The sequence below is a fragment of the Peribacillus sp. NPDC006672 genome (genome assembly GCF_050274955.1).
Classification (GTDB): Bacteria; Bacillota; Bacilli; order Bacillales; family DSM-1321; genus Peribacillus.
Map to the genome: position 1 here is coordinate 272,982 of NZ_JBNNOR010000004.1, position 15,349 is coordinate 288,330.

At 40.8% G+C, this 15,349-nt stretch carries 18 protein-coding genes; 7 read left to right on the plus strand and 11 right to left on the minus strand.

Annotated features, from left to right (window positions below):
* Positions 1 to 171 precede the first annotated feature (171 nt).
* Positions 172 to 759: an NAD(P)H-dependent oxidoreductase gene (locus tag ACQKKK_RS09185; RefSeq protein WP_427615730.1), complete on the minus strand. Its 588-nt coding sequence runs from the start codon at positions 757 to 759 to the stop codon at positions 172 to 174.
* A 120-nt stretch (positions 760 to 879) separates the two neighbouring features.
* Between ACQKKK_RS09185 and ACQKKK_RS09190 the strand changes: the two genes are divergently transcribed.
* Positions 880 to 1,308 carry a MarR family winged helix-turn-helix transcriptional regulator gene (locus ACQKKK_RS09190; RefSeq protein WP_427615731.1) on the plus strand — a complete coding sequence of 143 codons (429 nt, stop codon included), beginning with the start codon at positions 880 to 882 and terminating at the stop codon, positions 1,306 to 1,308.
* A gap of 89 nt (positions 1,309 to 1,397) precedes the next feature.
* Here the strand turns inward: ACQKKK_RS09190 and ACQKKK_RS09195 are convergent, their stop codons facing one another.
* The 4 genes from ACQKKK_RS09195 to ACQKKK_RS09210 all read right to left on the minus strand — a co-directional run bounded on the left by ACQKKK_RS09195 (position 1,398) and on the right by ACQKKK_RS09210 (position 4,451).
* Positions 1,398 to 2,855, minus strand: coding sequence for a protein adenylyltransferase SelO (locus ACQKKK_RS09195; RefSeq protein ID WP_427615732.1), 1,458 nt, complete (start codon positions 2,853 to 2,855; stop codon positions 1,398 to 1,400).
* Positions 2,856 to 3,200: 345 nt separating this feature from the next.
* A complete protein-coding gene (locus ACQKKK_RS09200; RefSeq protein ID WP_427615734.1) occupies positions 3,201 to 3,623 on the minus strand; it encodes a hypothetical protein in 423 nt (140 codons plus the stop codon).
* A gap of 85 nt (positions 3,624 to 3,708) precedes the next feature.
* Positions 3,709 to 3,900 (minus strand): hypothetical protein, encoded by a 192-nt coding sequence (locus tag ACQKKK_RS09205; protein ID WP_427615735.1) that lies wholly within the window; start codon positions 3,898 to 3,900, stop codon positions 3,709 to 3,711.
* A 398-nt stretch (positions 3,901 to 4,298) separates the two neighbouring features.
* Positions 4,299 to 4,451: a hypothetical protein gene (locus ACQKKK_RS09210; protein WP_427615737.1), complete on the minus strand. Its 153-nt coding sequence runs from the start codon at positions 4,449 to 4,451 to the stop codon at positions 4,299 to 4,301.
* A 182-nt stretch (positions 4,452 to 4,633) separates the two neighbouring features.
* On the opposite strand from ACQKKK_RS09210, the gene ACQKKK_RS09215 reads away from it, so the two are divergent.
* Positions 4,634 to 5,326 carry an FHA domain-containing protein gene (locus ACQKKK_RS09215; protein WP_427615738.1) on the plus strand — a complete coding sequence of 231 codons (693 nt, stop codon included), beginning with the start codon at positions 4,634 to 4,636 and terminating at the stop codon, positions 5,324 to 5,326.
* 84 nt (positions 5,327 to 5,410) lie between these two features.
* Here ACQKKK_RS09215 and ACQKKK_RS09220 read toward each other — a convergent pair whose 3' ends face one another.
* Entirely contained in the window at positions 5,411 to 7,213 is a 1,803-nt protein-coding gene (locus tag ACQKKK_RS09220) for a hypothetical protein (protein WP_427615739.1), read from the minus strand.
* A gap of 243 nt (positions 7,214 to 7,456) precedes the next feature.
* Between ACQKKK_RS09220 and ACQKKK_RS09225 the strand changes: the two genes are divergently transcribed.
* Both ACQKKK_RS09225 and ACQKKK_RS09230 read left to right on the plus strand, forming a co-directional pair.
* The gene (locus ACQKKK_RS09225; RefSeq protein WP_427615740.1) at positions 7,457 to 7,756 is read left to right on the plus strand and encodes a hypothetical protein; all 300 of its coding nucleotides are present in this window, start codon (positions 7,457 to 7,459) and stop codon (positions 7,754 to 7,756) included.
* Between the two features lie 21 nt (positions 7,757 to 7,777).
* On the plus strand, positions 7,778 to 9,172 hold the full coding sequence (locus ACQKKK_RS09230) for a hypothetical protein (RefSeq protein WP_427615741.1): 1,395 nt from the start codon (positions 7,778 to 7,780) through the stop codon (positions 9,170 to 9,172).
* 425 nt (positions 9,173 to 9,597) lie between these two features.
* Here ACQKKK_RS09230 and ACQKKK_RS09235 read toward each other — a convergent pair whose 3' ends face one another.
* Both ACQKKK_RS09235 and ACQKKK_RS09240 read right to left on the minus strand, forming a co-directional pair.
* Entirely contained in the window at positions 9,598 to 10,563 is a 966-nt protein-coding gene (locus ACQKKK_RS09235) for a quinone oxidoreductase family protein (protein WP_427615848.1), read from the minus strand.
* Between the two features lie 120 nt (positions 10,564 to 10,683).
* Positions 10,684 to 10,830 carry a hypothetical protein gene (locus ACQKKK_RS09240; protein WP_427615743.1) on the minus strand — a complete coding sequence of 49 codons (147 nt, stop codon included), beginning with the start codon at positions 10,828 to 10,830 and terminating at the stop codon, positions 10,684 to 10,686.
* Positions 10,831 to 10,993: 163 nt separating this feature from the next.
* On the opposite strand from ACQKKK_RS09240, the gene ACQKKK_RS09245 reads away from it, so the two are divergent.
* A complete protein-coding gene (locus ACQKKK_RS09245) occupies positions 10,994 to 11,518 on the plus strand; it encodes a GNAT family N-acetyltransferase (RefSeq protein ID WP_427615744.1) in 525 nt (174 codons plus the stop codon).
* A 338-nt stretch (positions 11,519 to 11,856) separates the two neighbouring features.
* On the opposite strand, the gene ACQKKK_RS09250 is transcribed toward ACQKKK_RS09245, so the two are convergent.
* Both ACQKKK_RS09250 and ACQKKK_RS09255 read right to left on the minus strand, forming a co-directional pair.
* Positions 11,857 to 12,684, minus strand: a complete 828-nt coding sequence (locus ACQKKK_RS09250; RefSeq protein WP_427615746.1) for an STAS domain-containing protein — start codon at positions 12,682 to 12,684, stop codon at positions 11,857 to 11,859.
* A 122-nt stretch (positions 12,685 to 12,806) separates the two neighbouring features.
* Positions 12,807 to 13,238: an Lrp/AsnC family transcriptional regulator gene (locus tag ACQKKK_RS09255; RefSeq protein WP_427615748.1), complete on the minus strand. Its 432-nt coding sequence runs from the start codon at positions 13,236 to 13,238 to the stop codon at positions 12,807 to 12,809.
* Positions 13,239 to 13,387: 149 nt separating this feature from the next.
* On the opposite strand from ACQKKK_RS09255, the gene ACQKKK_RS09260 reads away from it, so the two are divergent.
* Positions 13,388 to 13,972: a DJ-1/PfpI family protein gene (locus ACQKKK_RS09260; RefSeq protein WP_427615749.1), complete on the plus strand. Its 585-nt coding sequence runs from the start codon at positions 13,388 to 13,390 to the stop codon at positions 13,970 to 13,972.
* 409 nt (positions 13,973 to 14,381) lie between these two features.
* Here ACQKKK_RS09260 and ACQKKK_RS09265 read toward each other — a convergent pair whose 3' ends face one another.
* Positions 14,382 to 14,552, minus strand: coding sequence for a hypothetical protein (locus tag ACQKKK_RS09265; RefSeq protein WP_155727412.1), 171 nt, complete (start codon positions 14,550 to 14,552; stop codon positions 14,382 to 14,384).
* Between the two features lie 329 nt (positions 14,553 to 14,881).
* Here ACQKKK_RS09265 and ACQKKK_RS09270 point away from each other — a divergent pair, with 329 nt between their 5' ends.
* Positions 14,882 to 15,313 (plus strand): DUF1641 domain-containing protein, encoded by a 432-nt coding sequence (locus tag ACQKKK_RS09270; RefSeq protein WP_427615751.1) that lies wholly within the window; start codon positions 14,882 to 14,884, stop codon positions 15,311 to 15,313.
* Positions 15,314 to 15,349 lie beyond the last annotated feature (36 nt).

Here is a 15,349-nt window from a genome sequence, read left to right on the forward strand (position 1 = left end):
GGGACCGCCCGCGGAAAGCGAGTGCCTGGAGTGGAAATCAAAAAGCAAAATCAATTATCATCTAGTTTGTATGGAGTTTTAATCTTGATCAATCAAGACTACTCTTACCCTTTAAATCAAGGTTCATCGTAAAATATCCAAATCAAGTACCTCTATCAATCACGCAATAACTTAGCTTGCCACCTTTCTGAAATACCGATAAACCTTTTCTAGCTTTTGGGTTTGTTTCCCCTTTGGGCTTTCCATATTACCGAATTCGAAAAACTTCACTTTTTTGATTCCAACAAAATTGAATAAGGCTCTTTTCATCAATATTTTATGTGCATCATTCAACCAGAGAAGCGGATACTTTGCAGGTCCCTTCATCGTGGACACACATACGACCGACTTTCCCTCTAGAAGACCCTCTGGGAACAATCCCTTTTTATCCCTGTAGGCAAAATTCGCAGAAAATAATTGATCAATATATCCCATAAGCATTGCGGGAGGTCTTCCCCACCAGATTGGATAGACAAAGACAATCTTGTCAGCCCAAGTAATTTGATTTCTATATTTTTCAAGGTGAGGATCACGGTGCATATCACGCCTTCGTTTATGCTCATTGAACTCCAAGAGCGGATTAAAGCCCTCTTCATATAAATCCAAGACCTGCAGTTCCTTTATGTTGGTGTTCTCCTTACTTCCCTTGATGACTTTTTGCAAAAAGGCATAGCTTAAGCTTTCATGATTTGGATATGTGTAAATGACCAGCATGTTCATGACGCACCCCCTATTTACTTATCATTTGATAACAATAATATACCACTCTCCCTTTTGTTGTCAAATGATAATTGTATTTTGACAACACTTTTGTTATCTTCTCAGTAAGAGGTGAAAGTTATGGACAAAAAAGCTCTTTTTGATAAATGGGTCACATTTACAACTTCCGTTCATCAAGTGACACATGAACTAACACAAAATGCTAAATCCGATTCCATCACACCGGTTCAATATCATATTCTTGAATATATAACAGTCAGTCAGCCTGTCACTCCAAGTGAAATCAGTGACTGTCAGCATATGTCCATGCCTAACACGAGCCGTGAACTGAAAAAATTAAGCGAAAAGAATTTCATTGAAAAAATAAGTGATTCGGAAGATAGACGGAAACAATACATCCGCCTATCCAATGAGGGGGAAATGATGATGAACGAGGCTTTTGCAATCGTGGAATCCCGATTCCAAAGCCGGCTGCAGCATGCATCAAAAGAAGATTTAGCGGATATTGAGCGTGCCCTGGACATTCTTCAAACAAAACTTTTTTACTAAATAAACAAAAATGGCTCCCGGGATGAAGTTGACAAAGAATCAACTTCAATCCCGGGAGCTCCTTCATAATCTCCATGCATGTTTTATCATCACGTACCGCAAAAGGTCCGGTATGGTTTTGTTGACTCAGGCAGTGCGGCGTATTCAGCTTGTTCCTCGCAGTGTGCATAAGGGTTTGCAAGAACAGCCAAAAGCCTTTCCATCACGCTGTAGTCCCCTTGTTCCACTGCCGCTTCCAAAGCCTCTTCCACCCGGTGATTCCGTGGGATCACTGCAGGATTGCTTTTCTGCATCAACTGATTCGAAGCTTCTTTCGATTCCTTCTGCCTGCCCAGTCTCGCCTGCCAAAGCTCTTGCCACTGAGCGAATTCCGGTGTCCCGAAAAGGACCGTATCCTCCACTTTATCAAAGGTCAAAGCACGGAACGTATTGGTATAGTCGGCACCATGCTTCTTCATCATACCGAGGATTCCATTAATAAGGGCTTCATCCTGAGTCTCTTCGTTGAATAACCCCAGTTTTGCTCTCATTCCCGCTAACCAATTAGTGTGATACAGATCATTAAAAGCAGAAATCTTATCTTGGGCCAGTGTAACGGCTTGATCCTGGTCATCATGCAACAGCGGCAATAAGGATTCAGCGAATCGCGCAAGATTCCAACCCCCAATTACCGGCTGGTTACCATAGGCATAGCGGCCTTGAGTATCAATTGAACTGAATACTGTTGCAGGGTCATAGGCATCCATGAAGGCGCAAGGGCCATAATCGATGGTTTCTCCACTAATCGTCATGTTGTCGGTGTTCATCACCCCATGAATGAAACCAACCAGCTGCCATTGGGCAATGAGCTCAGCCTGACGCTTGACCACTTCCTCTAGCAGCGAGAGATAACGGCTTTCATCGGCTTCAATTTTTGGAAAATGACGCTTAATTGCATAGTCGGCAAGAGTCCGAAGTTCCTCGACCGTCCCCCATTTTGCAGCGAATTGAAAGGTTCCGACACGAAGATGACTCGAAGCGACCCGGGTCATGATGGCACCAGGCAGCCCGGTTTCACGGATTACCGTTTCACCGGTCGTCACCACTGCAAGACTTCGGGTGGTAGGAATGCCGAGCCCGTGCATCGCTTCGCTGATGATGTATTCGCGCAGCATCGGTCCAAGTGCAGCCCGGCCATCGCCCCCGCGGGAATACGGCGTTCTTCCTGGACCCTTCAGCTGGATATCGACCCTCTCGCCTTCAGATAAGACCTGCTCGCCAAGCAATATCGCCCGGCCGTCCCCCAACATGTTAAAATGCCCGAATTGATGCCCAGCATATGCTTGTGCAAGAGGCGAAGCACCTTCAGGAACCTCGTTTCCGGCAAACACCGCCACGCCATCTTCGCCTTGTAGCTTTTTCACGTCCAAACCAAGAGTTCCAGCCAAACTCTCATTGAGAATGACCAACTCCGGTGAACGTACAGGAGTCGGGTTTGTGCTCGTGAAAAATTTCTCCGGAAGACGGGCATAACTATTGTCTAAATTCCATCCTGTTTCATTAGTCATGGTTTCTCCTTTTCTTATTTTGACTTTTGTATAAAGGTTCGTTCTCTCAAGATTCAGTTAAAACACGGTATAAAACTCGGTTGCAGTCCATATTAATGTCTACTTCTGCCAATTTATTATACCGTTTCCAATTAAAAATCGCTCTTTTAAAGTCATGTTAAATCCATGAAGTCCCGAGATTTCATAAAACGGATTGCGGTCCCTTAGAATGAATCAAAGCAGGTCCCCTTATAGGTTCCTGCTTCTTTTCTTAATAATATCTTTGTCAATCACAGTTCCGCTTTTGCAAGGGTGATACGGTTTACGCTCCCTGCCGGAATTAGTTCATGGTTTTAAAGTTCTGCTCTATTCATTTTTACGTTCAGCTTCATTTATCCTAATCTTTGCATCATGGTTCCCACTATTTAGTACTATTTTGATGATTCCTTCTCCGGATATTGATTCAAATGAACGAGTTGTATCTCCTATTATTTTTTCAGAGATTACCTTTTCTCCCGTTGAATCAATTACTATATATTCTAATTCACTACCAGTTTGCTCTATGGAAATTGTATTTTTTTCTTTTAAAATAGTTTTCATTTCTAGCGTTTTCTTTTTATGAATATAGCCAGAGATACTCATATCAGCCACTAATTCTTTTGAGTTTTTTAAATATGTTGAATTAATTTGAATCCCATCACGTGCCATTGTTCCTGAATCAGGATAAACATTCATTAAGATTAGTACAAACAGCAAGGACCCTATTAGCACTATTAATTTTTTCATCATTATAATCTCCTACTTATTTTAAATCATGAAGAATACTCACTTTAGTGGCCTCCATCATGGGAATGGAAAGATAAAAAAGCCCCTTTTAACGGAAATATAACGACAGGCTTTGAAAAAGCGTAATGGTTATAACTAATGCAGATAAAGAAACAGCAGACAGTAATGTTAACATTTTCCGCCAGTTTATTTCTTCTGAAGGTTTTACAGCCTCTCTAGACACCGTAACCGATATAGCCATAGACACTATAACTAAAATAAAAATAACTTCTTTAGACACATTTGACACCTCCATAATTTATATCAATCTGTGTAATATGTATGAATTAGGAAAATTGCATCTCGGTCGGAACTCCATCTCCCCCTCAAGCAATATTACTACAATTATGGGTAATATAGGTATGTGTTATCATAAAAAATATTTTCATAAGCTAAGGGACATAATCATTTTGCATCAAAAACAAGCCTGCCATTGATTCGGCAGGCTTGTTTCATCTCTTCTGTTCCGTCCTCCACCCATTCAAGGGTAGTCTTAATTCAGTAAAGTCAGGCTAATAAAGGCAATGCCAAATATACAGTACAGAATGAGGGTAAAGGGCTGGGGAAAAATAATATATACTATCATACTAATGATCATCAGCAGGATGCTGAAGGCATTTATCCTATCTCTCCACATACTCACCTTTGGTCAACTCCTTTTCCACAAGCGTAAGGTACATTTTCATCGCATACTTCTTCCGGTGCTGCCTGGCCGGCTTTGAGGAAACGCCTTAAAAGCACTCCTCCGACAGTCAAAGCAATTATCAGCAAAAATAGAGTTACTTTCTTCATCCGTCATTCCTCTAAGTTATAATGGCTGTGTGCCTAATTTGTATTTTTTTATTTTTCGTTAGTAAGTAAGCGTATGATAATTTATAATTATATGATTGAACTCATTAAACAGCCATGTAACCAAAATGATAAATCTATAAAAACAATCTAAATATTCAGACTTTTAAGGGGATATAAAGTGAATGATCTATAAAACTTTCAAGGTTGTATTGAGAACCTTGCACAAAGGCCAAACCGAGGAATTCGCCTATGTTTTTGAAGGGAAAAGCCTGCTGATTGGCCGTGCAAGCCAGCACTCCAAAGCTGATTTCAAGCTTTACAATGACTTCGTTTCCAGGGAACATTGCCGGATTTATATGGAGGAAGGACAGCTTCTCATTGAGGATTTGGCAAGCAAACACGGTACCTCGGTGAATCAGATGCCGCTCGTTCCAGGCCATCCCTGTCTCATCGAACCGGGGGATTCCATTACTTTGATTAATGGATTGATTGAATTCATGATTTCCATCGACAACGATTTAACGCGGGATTTCACTCCGGTTAACCCTGAGATCCAGCAAACCGTGGTTATCAATGAGCACCTTCAGACCGTAATCATCAATGAAAAAGCACCCATTAAAATGCCTACTAAGGAATTCGTTTGCTTTAAGTTGCTTTATGAGAATTTGGACAACCTTATCTCAAAAGAAGAGATTGTCCAGCATGTATGGCCCGAGAGAATCGGTGATCCCGAGCAAATTGTGACGGCAGAAGAAATCGCTTCATTGCTGTACCGGGTGCGGAAACGGATAAATGGGCACTTCGTAATAAAAGCCGTCATTCAAAAGGGATATTATATGAAGTCCATCCTTTCATTCAAACTATCGGACCTGTAATGTTAATCAATCGAACTCTAAATCCAGGCATGAAAAAAAGCATTGCTGATACCCAATGCTTTTTTTCATGCTTCAATCATGCTTTTATTTCTTTGGTAAGTCCAGATTAGTGAATTGATCGACTGGAACGACGTCTTCTTCCATATCCATCACTTTCAGCACAACCCGGTCTCCTACATTCGTCAATACAACATCGGATAGTTCATTGACTCCGGGGTCCACTGAGAATCTCTTGCCATTGCCTTCTACAATCAAATAGAATAAGTATCCATTTGAAAGATTGGCATCGTTGATCCTTGTCACTTTCCCCTTTATTTCTTTCATCTCAAATCCTTTTTGAGGCGTTACACCGCTGACTTTCCCTAAAGATGCAATCAGCTTTTTATAATTCCGGAAAGCTTCGTCTTTCGTTTTCCCAAAGACCACTTGGGGGTTATCGCTATTGGCATACACGATCGCCACACCTTGAAACTTGCTGCCCTTTGTAACCGGAATCACATAAGTGGGAGCACCGTAAATCGTATAGAAAATTCCATTAGTGGCTTTCCACCCTGGATATTTAGACAAAAACTCACTCGCATTTGCGTTGGATTTTGCCTCCTTACCAGTCAGAACGGACGTGACGCCTTTATAGTACGTCATTTCACCGGTTTTGGCATTGAAAACACCATAACCTACAAGGGTTTTGGAGTTGCCTTTTGATTTAGCCCTGGTGAAGTCCACTACATAAATCAATTCGCCCTTTTCGTTAAACGTAACTTGCATATTATCCTCATTAGGAATCAGGACATCTTTCTTCGGCCCAATCAAGGACTGGTTCTTCCACCCGTGAACATATTTTCCCCAGTAGGTCCAATATTCCAGGGCTGTTTCCAATGTGTATGTCCGATCTACCCATTTAGGTTCTTTTCCTTTAGGATAGTATTTCGTGTCCCCCGTTTCCGGATTTACTACTACCACCCCGTCCACTACGGGACCGCTGCGATATTTCAAATAATGTCCGACTGAAGCTACGAAGAAAGGCTTTCCATCTTCGTTCGGTTCCAAATATGAATCATGGATGACTTTATTCGGATAGGCCTTGCGGATCGTTCTTTCCAAATCATGATCGAGGTACTGTGAGGGAGCATACAGCATCTTCCCTTTGACAGTACTTGCCCCTTTATCCGTCGATACGGCGGAAATCAGATTATAACCTGGTGTGTATTCCGCTTTCCCTGCTTTCAAAAACCCGTCCATTTCAATGGGCGATGTATAAGTCAATTCACCATTGATATTGGTTAGACGGTATTCGCCTTCAGTGAAATATGATGCATTTTCTATTTTATTAATCGCTGCATCGCCTTTTGCGTCAGCCATTTTCACTGTAACAAGCGGCATGGTTTTTATATCTTGAACTTCTTCCAGCTCTTTTTTCTTATCAACTTTCGCCAATCCATGCAGATCAGCGGAAAAAGTGATGGGGTAAAACAGCATGATGACCCATGCTGCTATCAAAACGACACCTAGCAAACTGTTGAAATGTACGTTCCAAGGTGTTTTTGGTTGCTTCGCAGCTTCGTTTCCCTTCCGATTTCGTCGGGTTATTGAAGATTCCCTGGCACTGTACACATACATTCTGGAATCAATAATGAGAATGATCCCAAGAATGATGGCAAAACTCGAAAAGAATGCAGTGGCAGTAAGATCCAGTAGCATAATATCGATAACGAAAAACAATACGGCAGCAGAAACTAAAAGTCTCAGCACCTGTTCAATGAAAAAAGGTATATCCTTTTTGGTGATTGCGTTTGTCCATCTCTGCGGAATCAAGGAAAGTCCCAATATGGCAAATGGTATTTTCAATAAGATTCCTTTTAAGATGAAAACGAGTAGTGAAAGTATCATGGTTTTAAATATCTCTCCTTGTCATGTATGTTTCCATTTAACCATTTTATCACTTTTGTACAACTAATTTACTATTTTCTAAATATATCGAAATAATATTACATCCATATCATAAAACTTCCAAAATTTTTTTTCCCAACGATGCTATTTTTTTCGTTCTAATGTTTATATAGACGGTGAAGATTGGCCTTTTCTATGTAGATATACCAGTGGGTCGATCCAAACCATTCGGAAGGGGCGAAAATGGAATTGGATACGATACTCGATCAAGAATATGAGGATCAACCCCGATTTGGCGAAAACGATTTGCTTGCAAAAAGCCCTGTTGCTGGTACACCTTCACTCCTTGATCGAAGCTTACGGTGTGGAGTGGGACAGGAGAGAGGATTTGCCATACTTATGAACAGTTGCGAAAGCAGATGCCGTTTTGGACAATGGGCACCATTAAACGGACGATCTAAGATGGATACCTCGTTTCATGAAACGATATCAATAAAACGAAATGTGACAGCATCCGTTACGAAAAATCCAGAAAAAGGCTGATGCCAAAGGGGACGAAACCGTATGATTTATGAAGAAACTTACCAATACCTATTAAGAAATGTGTCTTCCACTGAATTCGATACGTGTTTGTACGCCTTGCTCCACAGTGATTGGGATGGGGTCATTCAAAGCCCGCTTCATATGATGGCCTGCGGAGTCGGAACAACAGAAAAGTACTTAAGGCAGATCATCAATAAATTTACCGCACCTCAAGGACCACTACAAAAAGTGTTCGTTCCTGTTTATCAAGGTGAAGATATTTTATATAAGTTTAACCTTGGACCTGCAAGCAATCTTGGTTTTGACTGGAAAACGGACCGTTATTGCAAGAAATACCGTTTCTTTTATAGCGATGCCTTCAAAACCTTATCGATTCATGGAAAACGGCTGCTTCTTATGGGTGCTTTTCGAATGTCCGTTTTGAAGTCTGAGTCAGTACTATTTGATTATAGTGAAATCGTTCCTGATTCCAGCTCACTATTCACAAGGCAGCGCTTATTGGATGCAATCGATGCAGTCCATGACGCATTAGGCCATTTAGTGACGATTTCTTTTGCAAGCAGGGCTTTTTCAAAGAAAGAAGTCCTGGTGTTCACCTTTAACGAAGGCGTATTGGGGCAGTATATGGAAAATAGGGCGGAACGGACATTGTTGCGGAGAACGGTTTTTAACTCTGGATTCCTTGGGCATATCAATGATTCTGTATGCAGGGAATTGGAACGGGTCGGCAAATACATTTTCCGCTCATTTCTACAAGAAGCAGCAAACCCAAGCATTTCCAATGGCGTCCAACAGGAACTGCTGAAGTTAGCCCGTTTCGTCTATAGTCATTCGCTTAAGAAATTTGGCCAGGCCCTTCCTGCCAATAAGCAGTTACTGCTTGCACCAAAACAAGCCTCTGCTTATTTAAGCAAGATTATTTACAATGAAACATTGGAACAGATGGTAAAGTATGCCCACCAGGCAGAATCTATCAAAAGCTTGCTTGATCGCGTTCATTTTCATAGGAACATCTCTGAGAAAGCTCTCGGCCGGGAAGTGAATGATTTGGAATTGGCTGAACATATCGAACCCATTCTCCATAAGTACCATCAAGCGGACTTCATCCGCCATGTGCTGAATGACTGGTGCGAGTCATGGCTCATTTCCCGTGTAAAGACAGTGACCGAAGAATTCAGGGCAGAAGGAAAAAAGAAAAGTGCTCAAGATGGAAGCGCTGCTGAATATATGACACGCATTAGAAACGATACCTATGGCCAGTTGGACAGGCTGTTGACCTTGACACTTAAATTCGGCAATCATGCAGTGGCCCCGGCTATCCGGAACTTTTCTCTTACAAAGAAAAAGGAAACCCTCCAATCCTATTTCGCGATCCAAAAGAAGCGTCTGGATGTTCTCTCAATTGCCTCTTGTTAAAATTCACACGGACTAATTAATTTCAGTTCAGTCTAATTCCCCATGCCTTTTAATATGACTAATCGAATGTTTTCCAAGAGAACGGATCCGTTCTCTTTTTTTTGTCTTCTTTGGGGACGAAGGCCAACTGTGAATTGCAGAATGATGATTGTGGTTTTGGGATCGCCAACTGTGGATTTCTCCTCTGAATTCGTGTGTTGTATATAGGTCTTGTGGATAGGGGAACTTGGTCAGCAGGTTGTTTTAATAACAGGCCTTAACCCCTTTAATGGCAAGGGTTTTAATGCATAAGCTATCAAAGGGTCTAAGAATGGGCCTATATAAAGGAACTGAAAAAGTTACTGATCATCAGTATGAATAAGGTGTTGAGTGCAGCAGGCCATTATAAAAGGCCTACCATATAGAATGGAAAGCCCTTATATCTTTTATGGTATTAATAATATTTTCCCCGTACTTTTCCTGCTTTCAAGAAGTCTATGTGCATCAGCCCCATTTTCCAGCGAAAAAAGAGTCGGTTCTTCGATGAAGATTTTTCCTGCCATGATCCATTCAAACAATTCTGCTGTTCTTCTTTTCCTTTCTTCATGGGAAGTCAAGACGTTCCAGAGGTCTCCACCTATTAAAGCTTTGGAAGTATCCATTAACATTCTTGGATCGATTTTCTCCGGATCGCCGCCTGCCATTCCAAAGAAAACGACAGTTCCTCCAGTCTTTGTCGCCTCGAAACTATTCAGCAAGGTTTTGCCTACAGATTCATAAACGACATCAACGCCCTTCCCGCCGGTTACTTCCTTAATGGAATTCATCCAGTCCGAACCGTAAAGGAAAACATGATCGGCACCCTTTTGTTTGGCAACATCCGCTTTATCCTTTGTTGAGGTCAAGCCAATGACCTGACCGCCCTTCATCCTGATTATCTGTGTCAGTAATTGGCCGACTCCACCTGCAGCGGCATGGACCAGAATGGTTTCTCCGTCTTTAACTGGATAGCTGTCATGTGTTAAATATTGGGCAGTCAATCCTTGTAGTAAAATGGAAGCGGCCGTTTCAAAGGAAATGCCCTCAGGCAACGGTAGCAGTTTATCGGCTGGAACTGAAACCAGCTCCGCATTGGCATGGGGAACATCAGCAAACCCGACACGATCACCTGCTTTCACATGATGAACATCTTCCCCGACATATTCGATGACCCCCGCGCCTTCATAACCTAAAATAAATGGGGGATCACCCACCAAATGATAATTCCCTTTCCTTCTATATACATCAGCAAAATTTAAGCCGATTGCTTTCATTCGAACGATCACTGCTGATTTCGAATGTTCAGGTTCTTCACTTTCCCTTATAGAAAGAACTTCCGGCCCGCCGAAATTATCAAAGACAAGTGCTTTCATCATCCTATCTCCTTTCAATGGTTATTCATTCTTTAAGATATAGGATGAACCCCTTTATGGCAAGAAATACAAGTAACCGCCCTGCCCCTAAAGGCTAAGCGGTCACTAAGATTACTTTCATCAATCGGTATTGGAACCTGGGCCATTCTTACGTTTATTCGCAGAGTTTTCTTTACCATGCGCTTCATGTTCTGCAATAATGTCCGCTTTCGGAATATGGTTATTCTTTTTCGGTGAACCGGTACGGTTGCGATGTTTTTTTCCCATGATGTATCTCCCCTTCATTCAATGCTATTTAGGTTAAACTGTTTATCTAATGTTAGCTTGTCCGATTATTCACGAAAATACCGGCAAAATAGGCACTTCATAATAAAGGAAAAACCATTAAAGAGACCGAATATATATATAACTGATATAAGGAGGGAACAATATGTTTCCTGTATTGAACACGGAAAGGTTACACTTAAGGGAAATTCGAGAAAGTGATGCGGAAGCTCTTTTCCAATGTTTATCAAAAGATGAAGTAACCCGCTTTTACGGTCAGGATTCATTGGAAAATGTCGGACAGGCGAAGGAAATTGTAGCTTCTTTTGCGAAAAACTATCTTGAAAAACGGGCGGTTCGATGGGGAATTGAACGAAAGGATACACGAGAATTAATCGGTACAATCGGTTATCATGCCCACAGTCCCAAATACAGACGGGCGGAAATAGGGTATGAAATCAGTCCAGCACATTGGCGCAAAGGTTATGCGTCAGAGGCCGTTAAAGAAATTATCGCTTACGGTTTCAACACCCTTGATTTAACCCGCATCGGCGCGGTTGTTTTTCTGGAAAACCAGCCATCAAGTGATCTTTTGGTTAAGCTGGGCTTCATCCAGGAAGGAATATTAAGAAGTTATATTTATCAAAACGGCATGCCTCATGATACATATGTCTATTCACTCCTGAAGTGAAACCCTCTTTGGAAGAAATTTGCGACAGTCCTGCCGAATAACTTGCTTGCCAAGACCCCACAGACGCTTCTTTGAGGAGGCTTGGCAGGCAGTCGGCGGAAAGGAAGCGGATTTCTGAAATCAAACTGGAGTTTTTTGCAACTTCTTCTATAGCCGAACCCTCATTCATATTGATATTAATACCAACCTCAATTCGGTTCATCAACCTTCAACTGCATCTGGGCATCCGTTTTTGATTCCATCTACTTATCCGAATCTAAAAAAACAGCAAATAAATTTCCTTATTTCCAAAATTACCCATAAAAAAGTCACCAAAACATGGCGACTTCACTTCACGATTAGGTGACTACAAGATAGTCCTTCAAGGCCTGCTGCAGCGTACCCTTTGTTTCTGCTCTATTCTCGATCTGAACCCCTGAACGGATCATTTTCGTTACCACTTCAGGGCGTAATCCAGTCACTACAGCTTTACACCCCATCATTGCCGTTCCATCGAGGATTTTCAATAAATCATTAATGATTTCAACATCCATTTCTATGATACCGGATAAATCCAAGATCAAGGTCTGTATCCGCAGTTTACCTATCTCCTGCAATACTTTTTCCTCGATTATCAGTATACGTGAATTATCAATAGTCCCAATTAATGGAAGGACACAGGTGCTGGAAGTGACTGGAATGATCGGGACGGATAGATTTTCCACCAAGTTTTGCTGAGCCAGAATCAATTTGTCTTTGTAATCGGAGTAGCTGACGAAAAAGGATTTTAGAAATACATCAACCTTTTCATTCACTTTTTTCTCTAATTCAAAAAAGGTTTTGGATTCACTAAACACTACTTTTGCACTTTCGAACTTATAAAGAAATGTCCAAAGCGTTCTGCGGATCGCCTGAATCCATTCCAGCTTGAATGAAAGCGTCAAGGAGTGGGTCGCCCACGTAACTCCCTCTTTTTCGGCAAAGGTGATCATATCCGTTTCATTCTGTTCTACTATATAACGGATGAGCTTATGTGCATTATTCAAAAGGTCGACATTTCCAATCAGCAGAATTTCTTCGATTTTATCCCTGACATTGACAGCTTCTGATAAAAGATATTCTTCAAACTCACTTTTATTCTGCAAAAGGAATTCCATTATTTTTTCTTCCTCATAAACAAAACTCACTCTTCCCCACTCCCTTTTTGAACTCCAACTGTGATTTTTGTTACTATTTACTTTCTATATGGGTGGAGTTTTTTCCTGCTAATTGCTCCTATATTAAAAAATAGTAAATGGGTAACAACCGGTTACATCTCCTCGCTAGAAAAAACATTTTTCGATGCGGAAGAAAATATCAGGTGGGTGGACGATTTCCCATATTTAATGGCTTCATCAACGAAGTCCTCCAGTGTTTCCATGGAAAATGTACTTATTTTAATAAGATAACTGTATTGACCGGCTAGCCGGTGGCATTCGAGTACTTCCGGATGGTTCAAGCTAAATTGATAAAAGTCTTTACATCTATCCGTTTCGAATAATATGAATGCTGTTATGCTCCTATCAAGTTTTTCAAGGGATATTTCCGTTTTATATCCTTTTATCACTCCGCTTTCCTCTAATTTATTCACACGTTCTTTCGTTGCTGGGGCTGTTAAGGAAACTTCATGTGCCAGTTCTTTCATTGACATGCGCCCATTATTCTCCAGCAAGGAAAGTATCTTTTTATCCGTTCGATCCAATTCAATCACCCTCACTTTTCATTATTAATAAAATTCACCTAAATACATTATAAAATAAATAGAAATGGGATGATTACATAATTTATCGTATGTATTAGGGAACTCGCTTTTTATATAATAAATACAAATATAAATAAGGGGGATGCACGATGAAAAAAGTATTGATGCTGCTTTCCAATGGATTCGAAGCGGTTGAAGCAAGCGTGTTTACAGATGTATTGGGCTGGAATAAATTAGAGGGTGACGGTACGACTGATCTGGTTACAGTGGGACTTCATGAACAATTGAAATGCACATGGAATTTCATCGTGCAGCCGGAATTGACCCTCGATCAAGTGAACCTTGATGACTTCGATGCTTTGGCCATTCCAGGAGGTTTTGAAGAAGCAGGTTTCTATGAGGATGCTTATGATCAGCGGTTTCTTGATGTGATCAAGTATTTTCATGATAAGAACAAAATCATTGCAACCATTTGTGTAGGTTCTCTTCCACTTGGAAAAAGCGGGATATTGCATGGAAGAAAAGCAACTACATACAACCATCCAACCAGTAAGAGACAGGGGCAGCTAAAAGATTTTGGTGCGATTGTCGTTAATGAACCGATTGTCGTCACGGACAATATCATTACTTCCTACAATCCATCCACAGGATTCGATGTTGCCTTTACGCTCTTGGAAATGCTCACTTCCAAAGATAATTGTAAACATGTGAAGGAATTGATGGGCTTCCATTAGGAATGTCTTCGAAACCCACATGATATTTAAATGTTGATTTCCGCTCAAGAAACTCGCTTTCCGCGGGCGGTAGGGGAGCCTCCTCGCTTGCGCCTGCGGGGTCTCCCCTAGACGCGCTTTTCCCGCAGGAGTCTCGAACACCCGCTCCAATCAACTTAAAATTTAGATAAAAATCATACCCGAGGAGTTGTAGGTGTTTCTTTGGGTCAGTTGGTTCGGGAACATTCCCCCTTTCTCCTACAGTGTTGAAGAAACCAAAGCAATTAAAGAAAGTACCACGTATCGTGGGGTGCGGAATTTTTAAATTCTGCACCCCTTTTTGTCTACAAACTGAGGTTTCGATAGAGGATTTTTCAAAAAAGGAGCAAAATTAAGTAAGCATAACAATTTCGCTATGCTTACAGCATTACTATTTATCAGGTGTTTCCAATGTGCCTTCCTCACTGTTTTTGAGGTAAACTTCAGAAATTCCATTCATGCCTTCCAATAGTTGTTCTTTAGTATAGTCCATACTGCCAACCAGTTTATTTTGCCTCTTATCATTATTCTCTTCTACAAATTTTGATTCTGAATCCGCCACATTTTTCACCTCCATCAATTTAGGATGGCGAATAAAGATGGAAATATGTATGATGATGATAGATACGAACTCTGGGATAAAATATAGATTTTCGTAAAGTATTTCAGATCAAACATAGACCATTCATTAAATTGGTCTATCAAATATGCAGGAAAAGCGCATTTTATGTATATTTTTAAAAAATCAGCTGTTTTCATGAAGCTAAAGGGATATACTATAGGATAGCTTTCATTACATTTTTAAAAGTAATTTTTGTCACACTTTGTGTAATTATTTACAAGTTTTTCTAATTACATCAACAAAATGCTTATTGCAAAGGAGAATTGGATATGTCAGAAACGATTACCCAATCACAAACTGAACAAATTAATGCCCGCCAAAAACAATTAGATGTACTGGACCAATTATTAAAGCCTGAGGTTCAGGAATCATTGAACACTTTAGTTGAGCAGTTACCAAAACTGACTGAATTAGTGAATATTTTAACAAAGTCTTATGATTTCGCTCAATCGGTTGCGACTGATGATGTTTTGAAAAATGATACGGTCAGCGCCATTTCGGAGATCGCGACACCTGTAGTCCATTCAGTGAAAGGGCTAGCGGCTAATGCCATCGAAGCTAAGGATCGTGCTGAAGTGAATAATGATGTGATCGGTCTTTTTGGTCTGTTAAGGATGATGAAAGATCCGCAAGCACAAAAACTTTTCCGTTTCGCCCAAGCTTTTCTTGAAGTCTCTTCAGAACGTAAAAACCAAAAATAATTTCATAAACTTTCAATCAGTAAGGACGGGGGATTA

Bases quoted from the DNA above. Each gene is read 5' to 3' on its own strand.
- ACQKKK_RS09200 (WP_427615734.1), bottom strand. From the start codon at position 3,623: ATGATGAAAAAATTAATAGTGCTAATAGGGTCCTTGCTGTTTGTACTA.
- ACQKKK_RS09195 (WP_427615732.1), bottom strand. From the start codon at position 2,855: ATGACTAATGAAACAGGATGGAATTTAGACAATAGTTATGCCCGTCTT.
- ACQKKK_RS09235 (WP_427615848.1), bottom strand. From the start codon at position 10,563: ATGAAAGCACTTGTCTTTGATAATTTCGGCGGGCCGGAAGTTCTTTCT.
- ACQKKK_RS09215 (WP_427615738.1), top strand. From the start codon at position 4,634: ATGATCTATAAAACTTTCAAGGTTGTATTGAGAACCTTGCACAAAGGC.
- ACQKKK_RS09225 (WP_427615740.1), top strand. From the start codon at position 7,457: ATGGAATTGGATACGATACTCGATCAAGAATATGAGGATCAACCCCGA.
- ACQKKK_RS09245 (WP_427615744.1), top strand. From the start codon at position 10,994: ATGTTTCCTGTATTGAACACGGAAAGGTTACACTTAAGGGAAATTCGA.
- ACQKKK_RS09185 (WP_427615730.1), bottom strand. From the start codon at position 759: ATGAACATGCTGGTCATTTACACATATCCAAATCATGAAAGCTTAAGC.
- ACQKKK_RS09190 (WP_427615731.1), top strand. From the start codon at position 880: ATGGACAAAAAAGCTCTTTTTGATAAATGGGTCACATTTACAACTTCC.
- ACQKKK_RS09260 (WP_427615749.1), top strand. From the start codon at position 13,388: ATGAAAAAAGTATTGATGCTGCTTTCCAATGGATTCGAAGCGGTTGAA.
- ACQKKK_RS09210 (WP_427615737.1), bottom strand. From the start codon at position 4,451: ATGAAGAAAGTAACTCTATTTTTGCTGATAATTGCTTTGACTGTCGGA.
- ACQKKK_RS09230 (WP_427615741.1), top strand. From the start codon at position 7,778: ATGATTTATGAAGAAACTTACCAATACCTATTAAGAAATGTGTCTTCC.
- ACQKKK_RS09240 (WP_427615743.1), bottom strand. From the start codon at position 10,830: ATGGGAAAAAAACATCGCAACCGTACCGGTTCACCGAAAAAGAATAAC.
- ACQKKK_RS09220 (WP_427615739.1), bottom strand. From the start codon at position 7,213: ATGATACTTTCACTACTCGTTTTCATCTTAAAAGGAATCTTATTGAAA.
- ACQKKK_RS09270 (WP_427615751.1), top strand. From the start codon at position 14,882: ATGTCAGAAACGATTACCCAATCACAAACTGAACAAATTAATGCCCGC.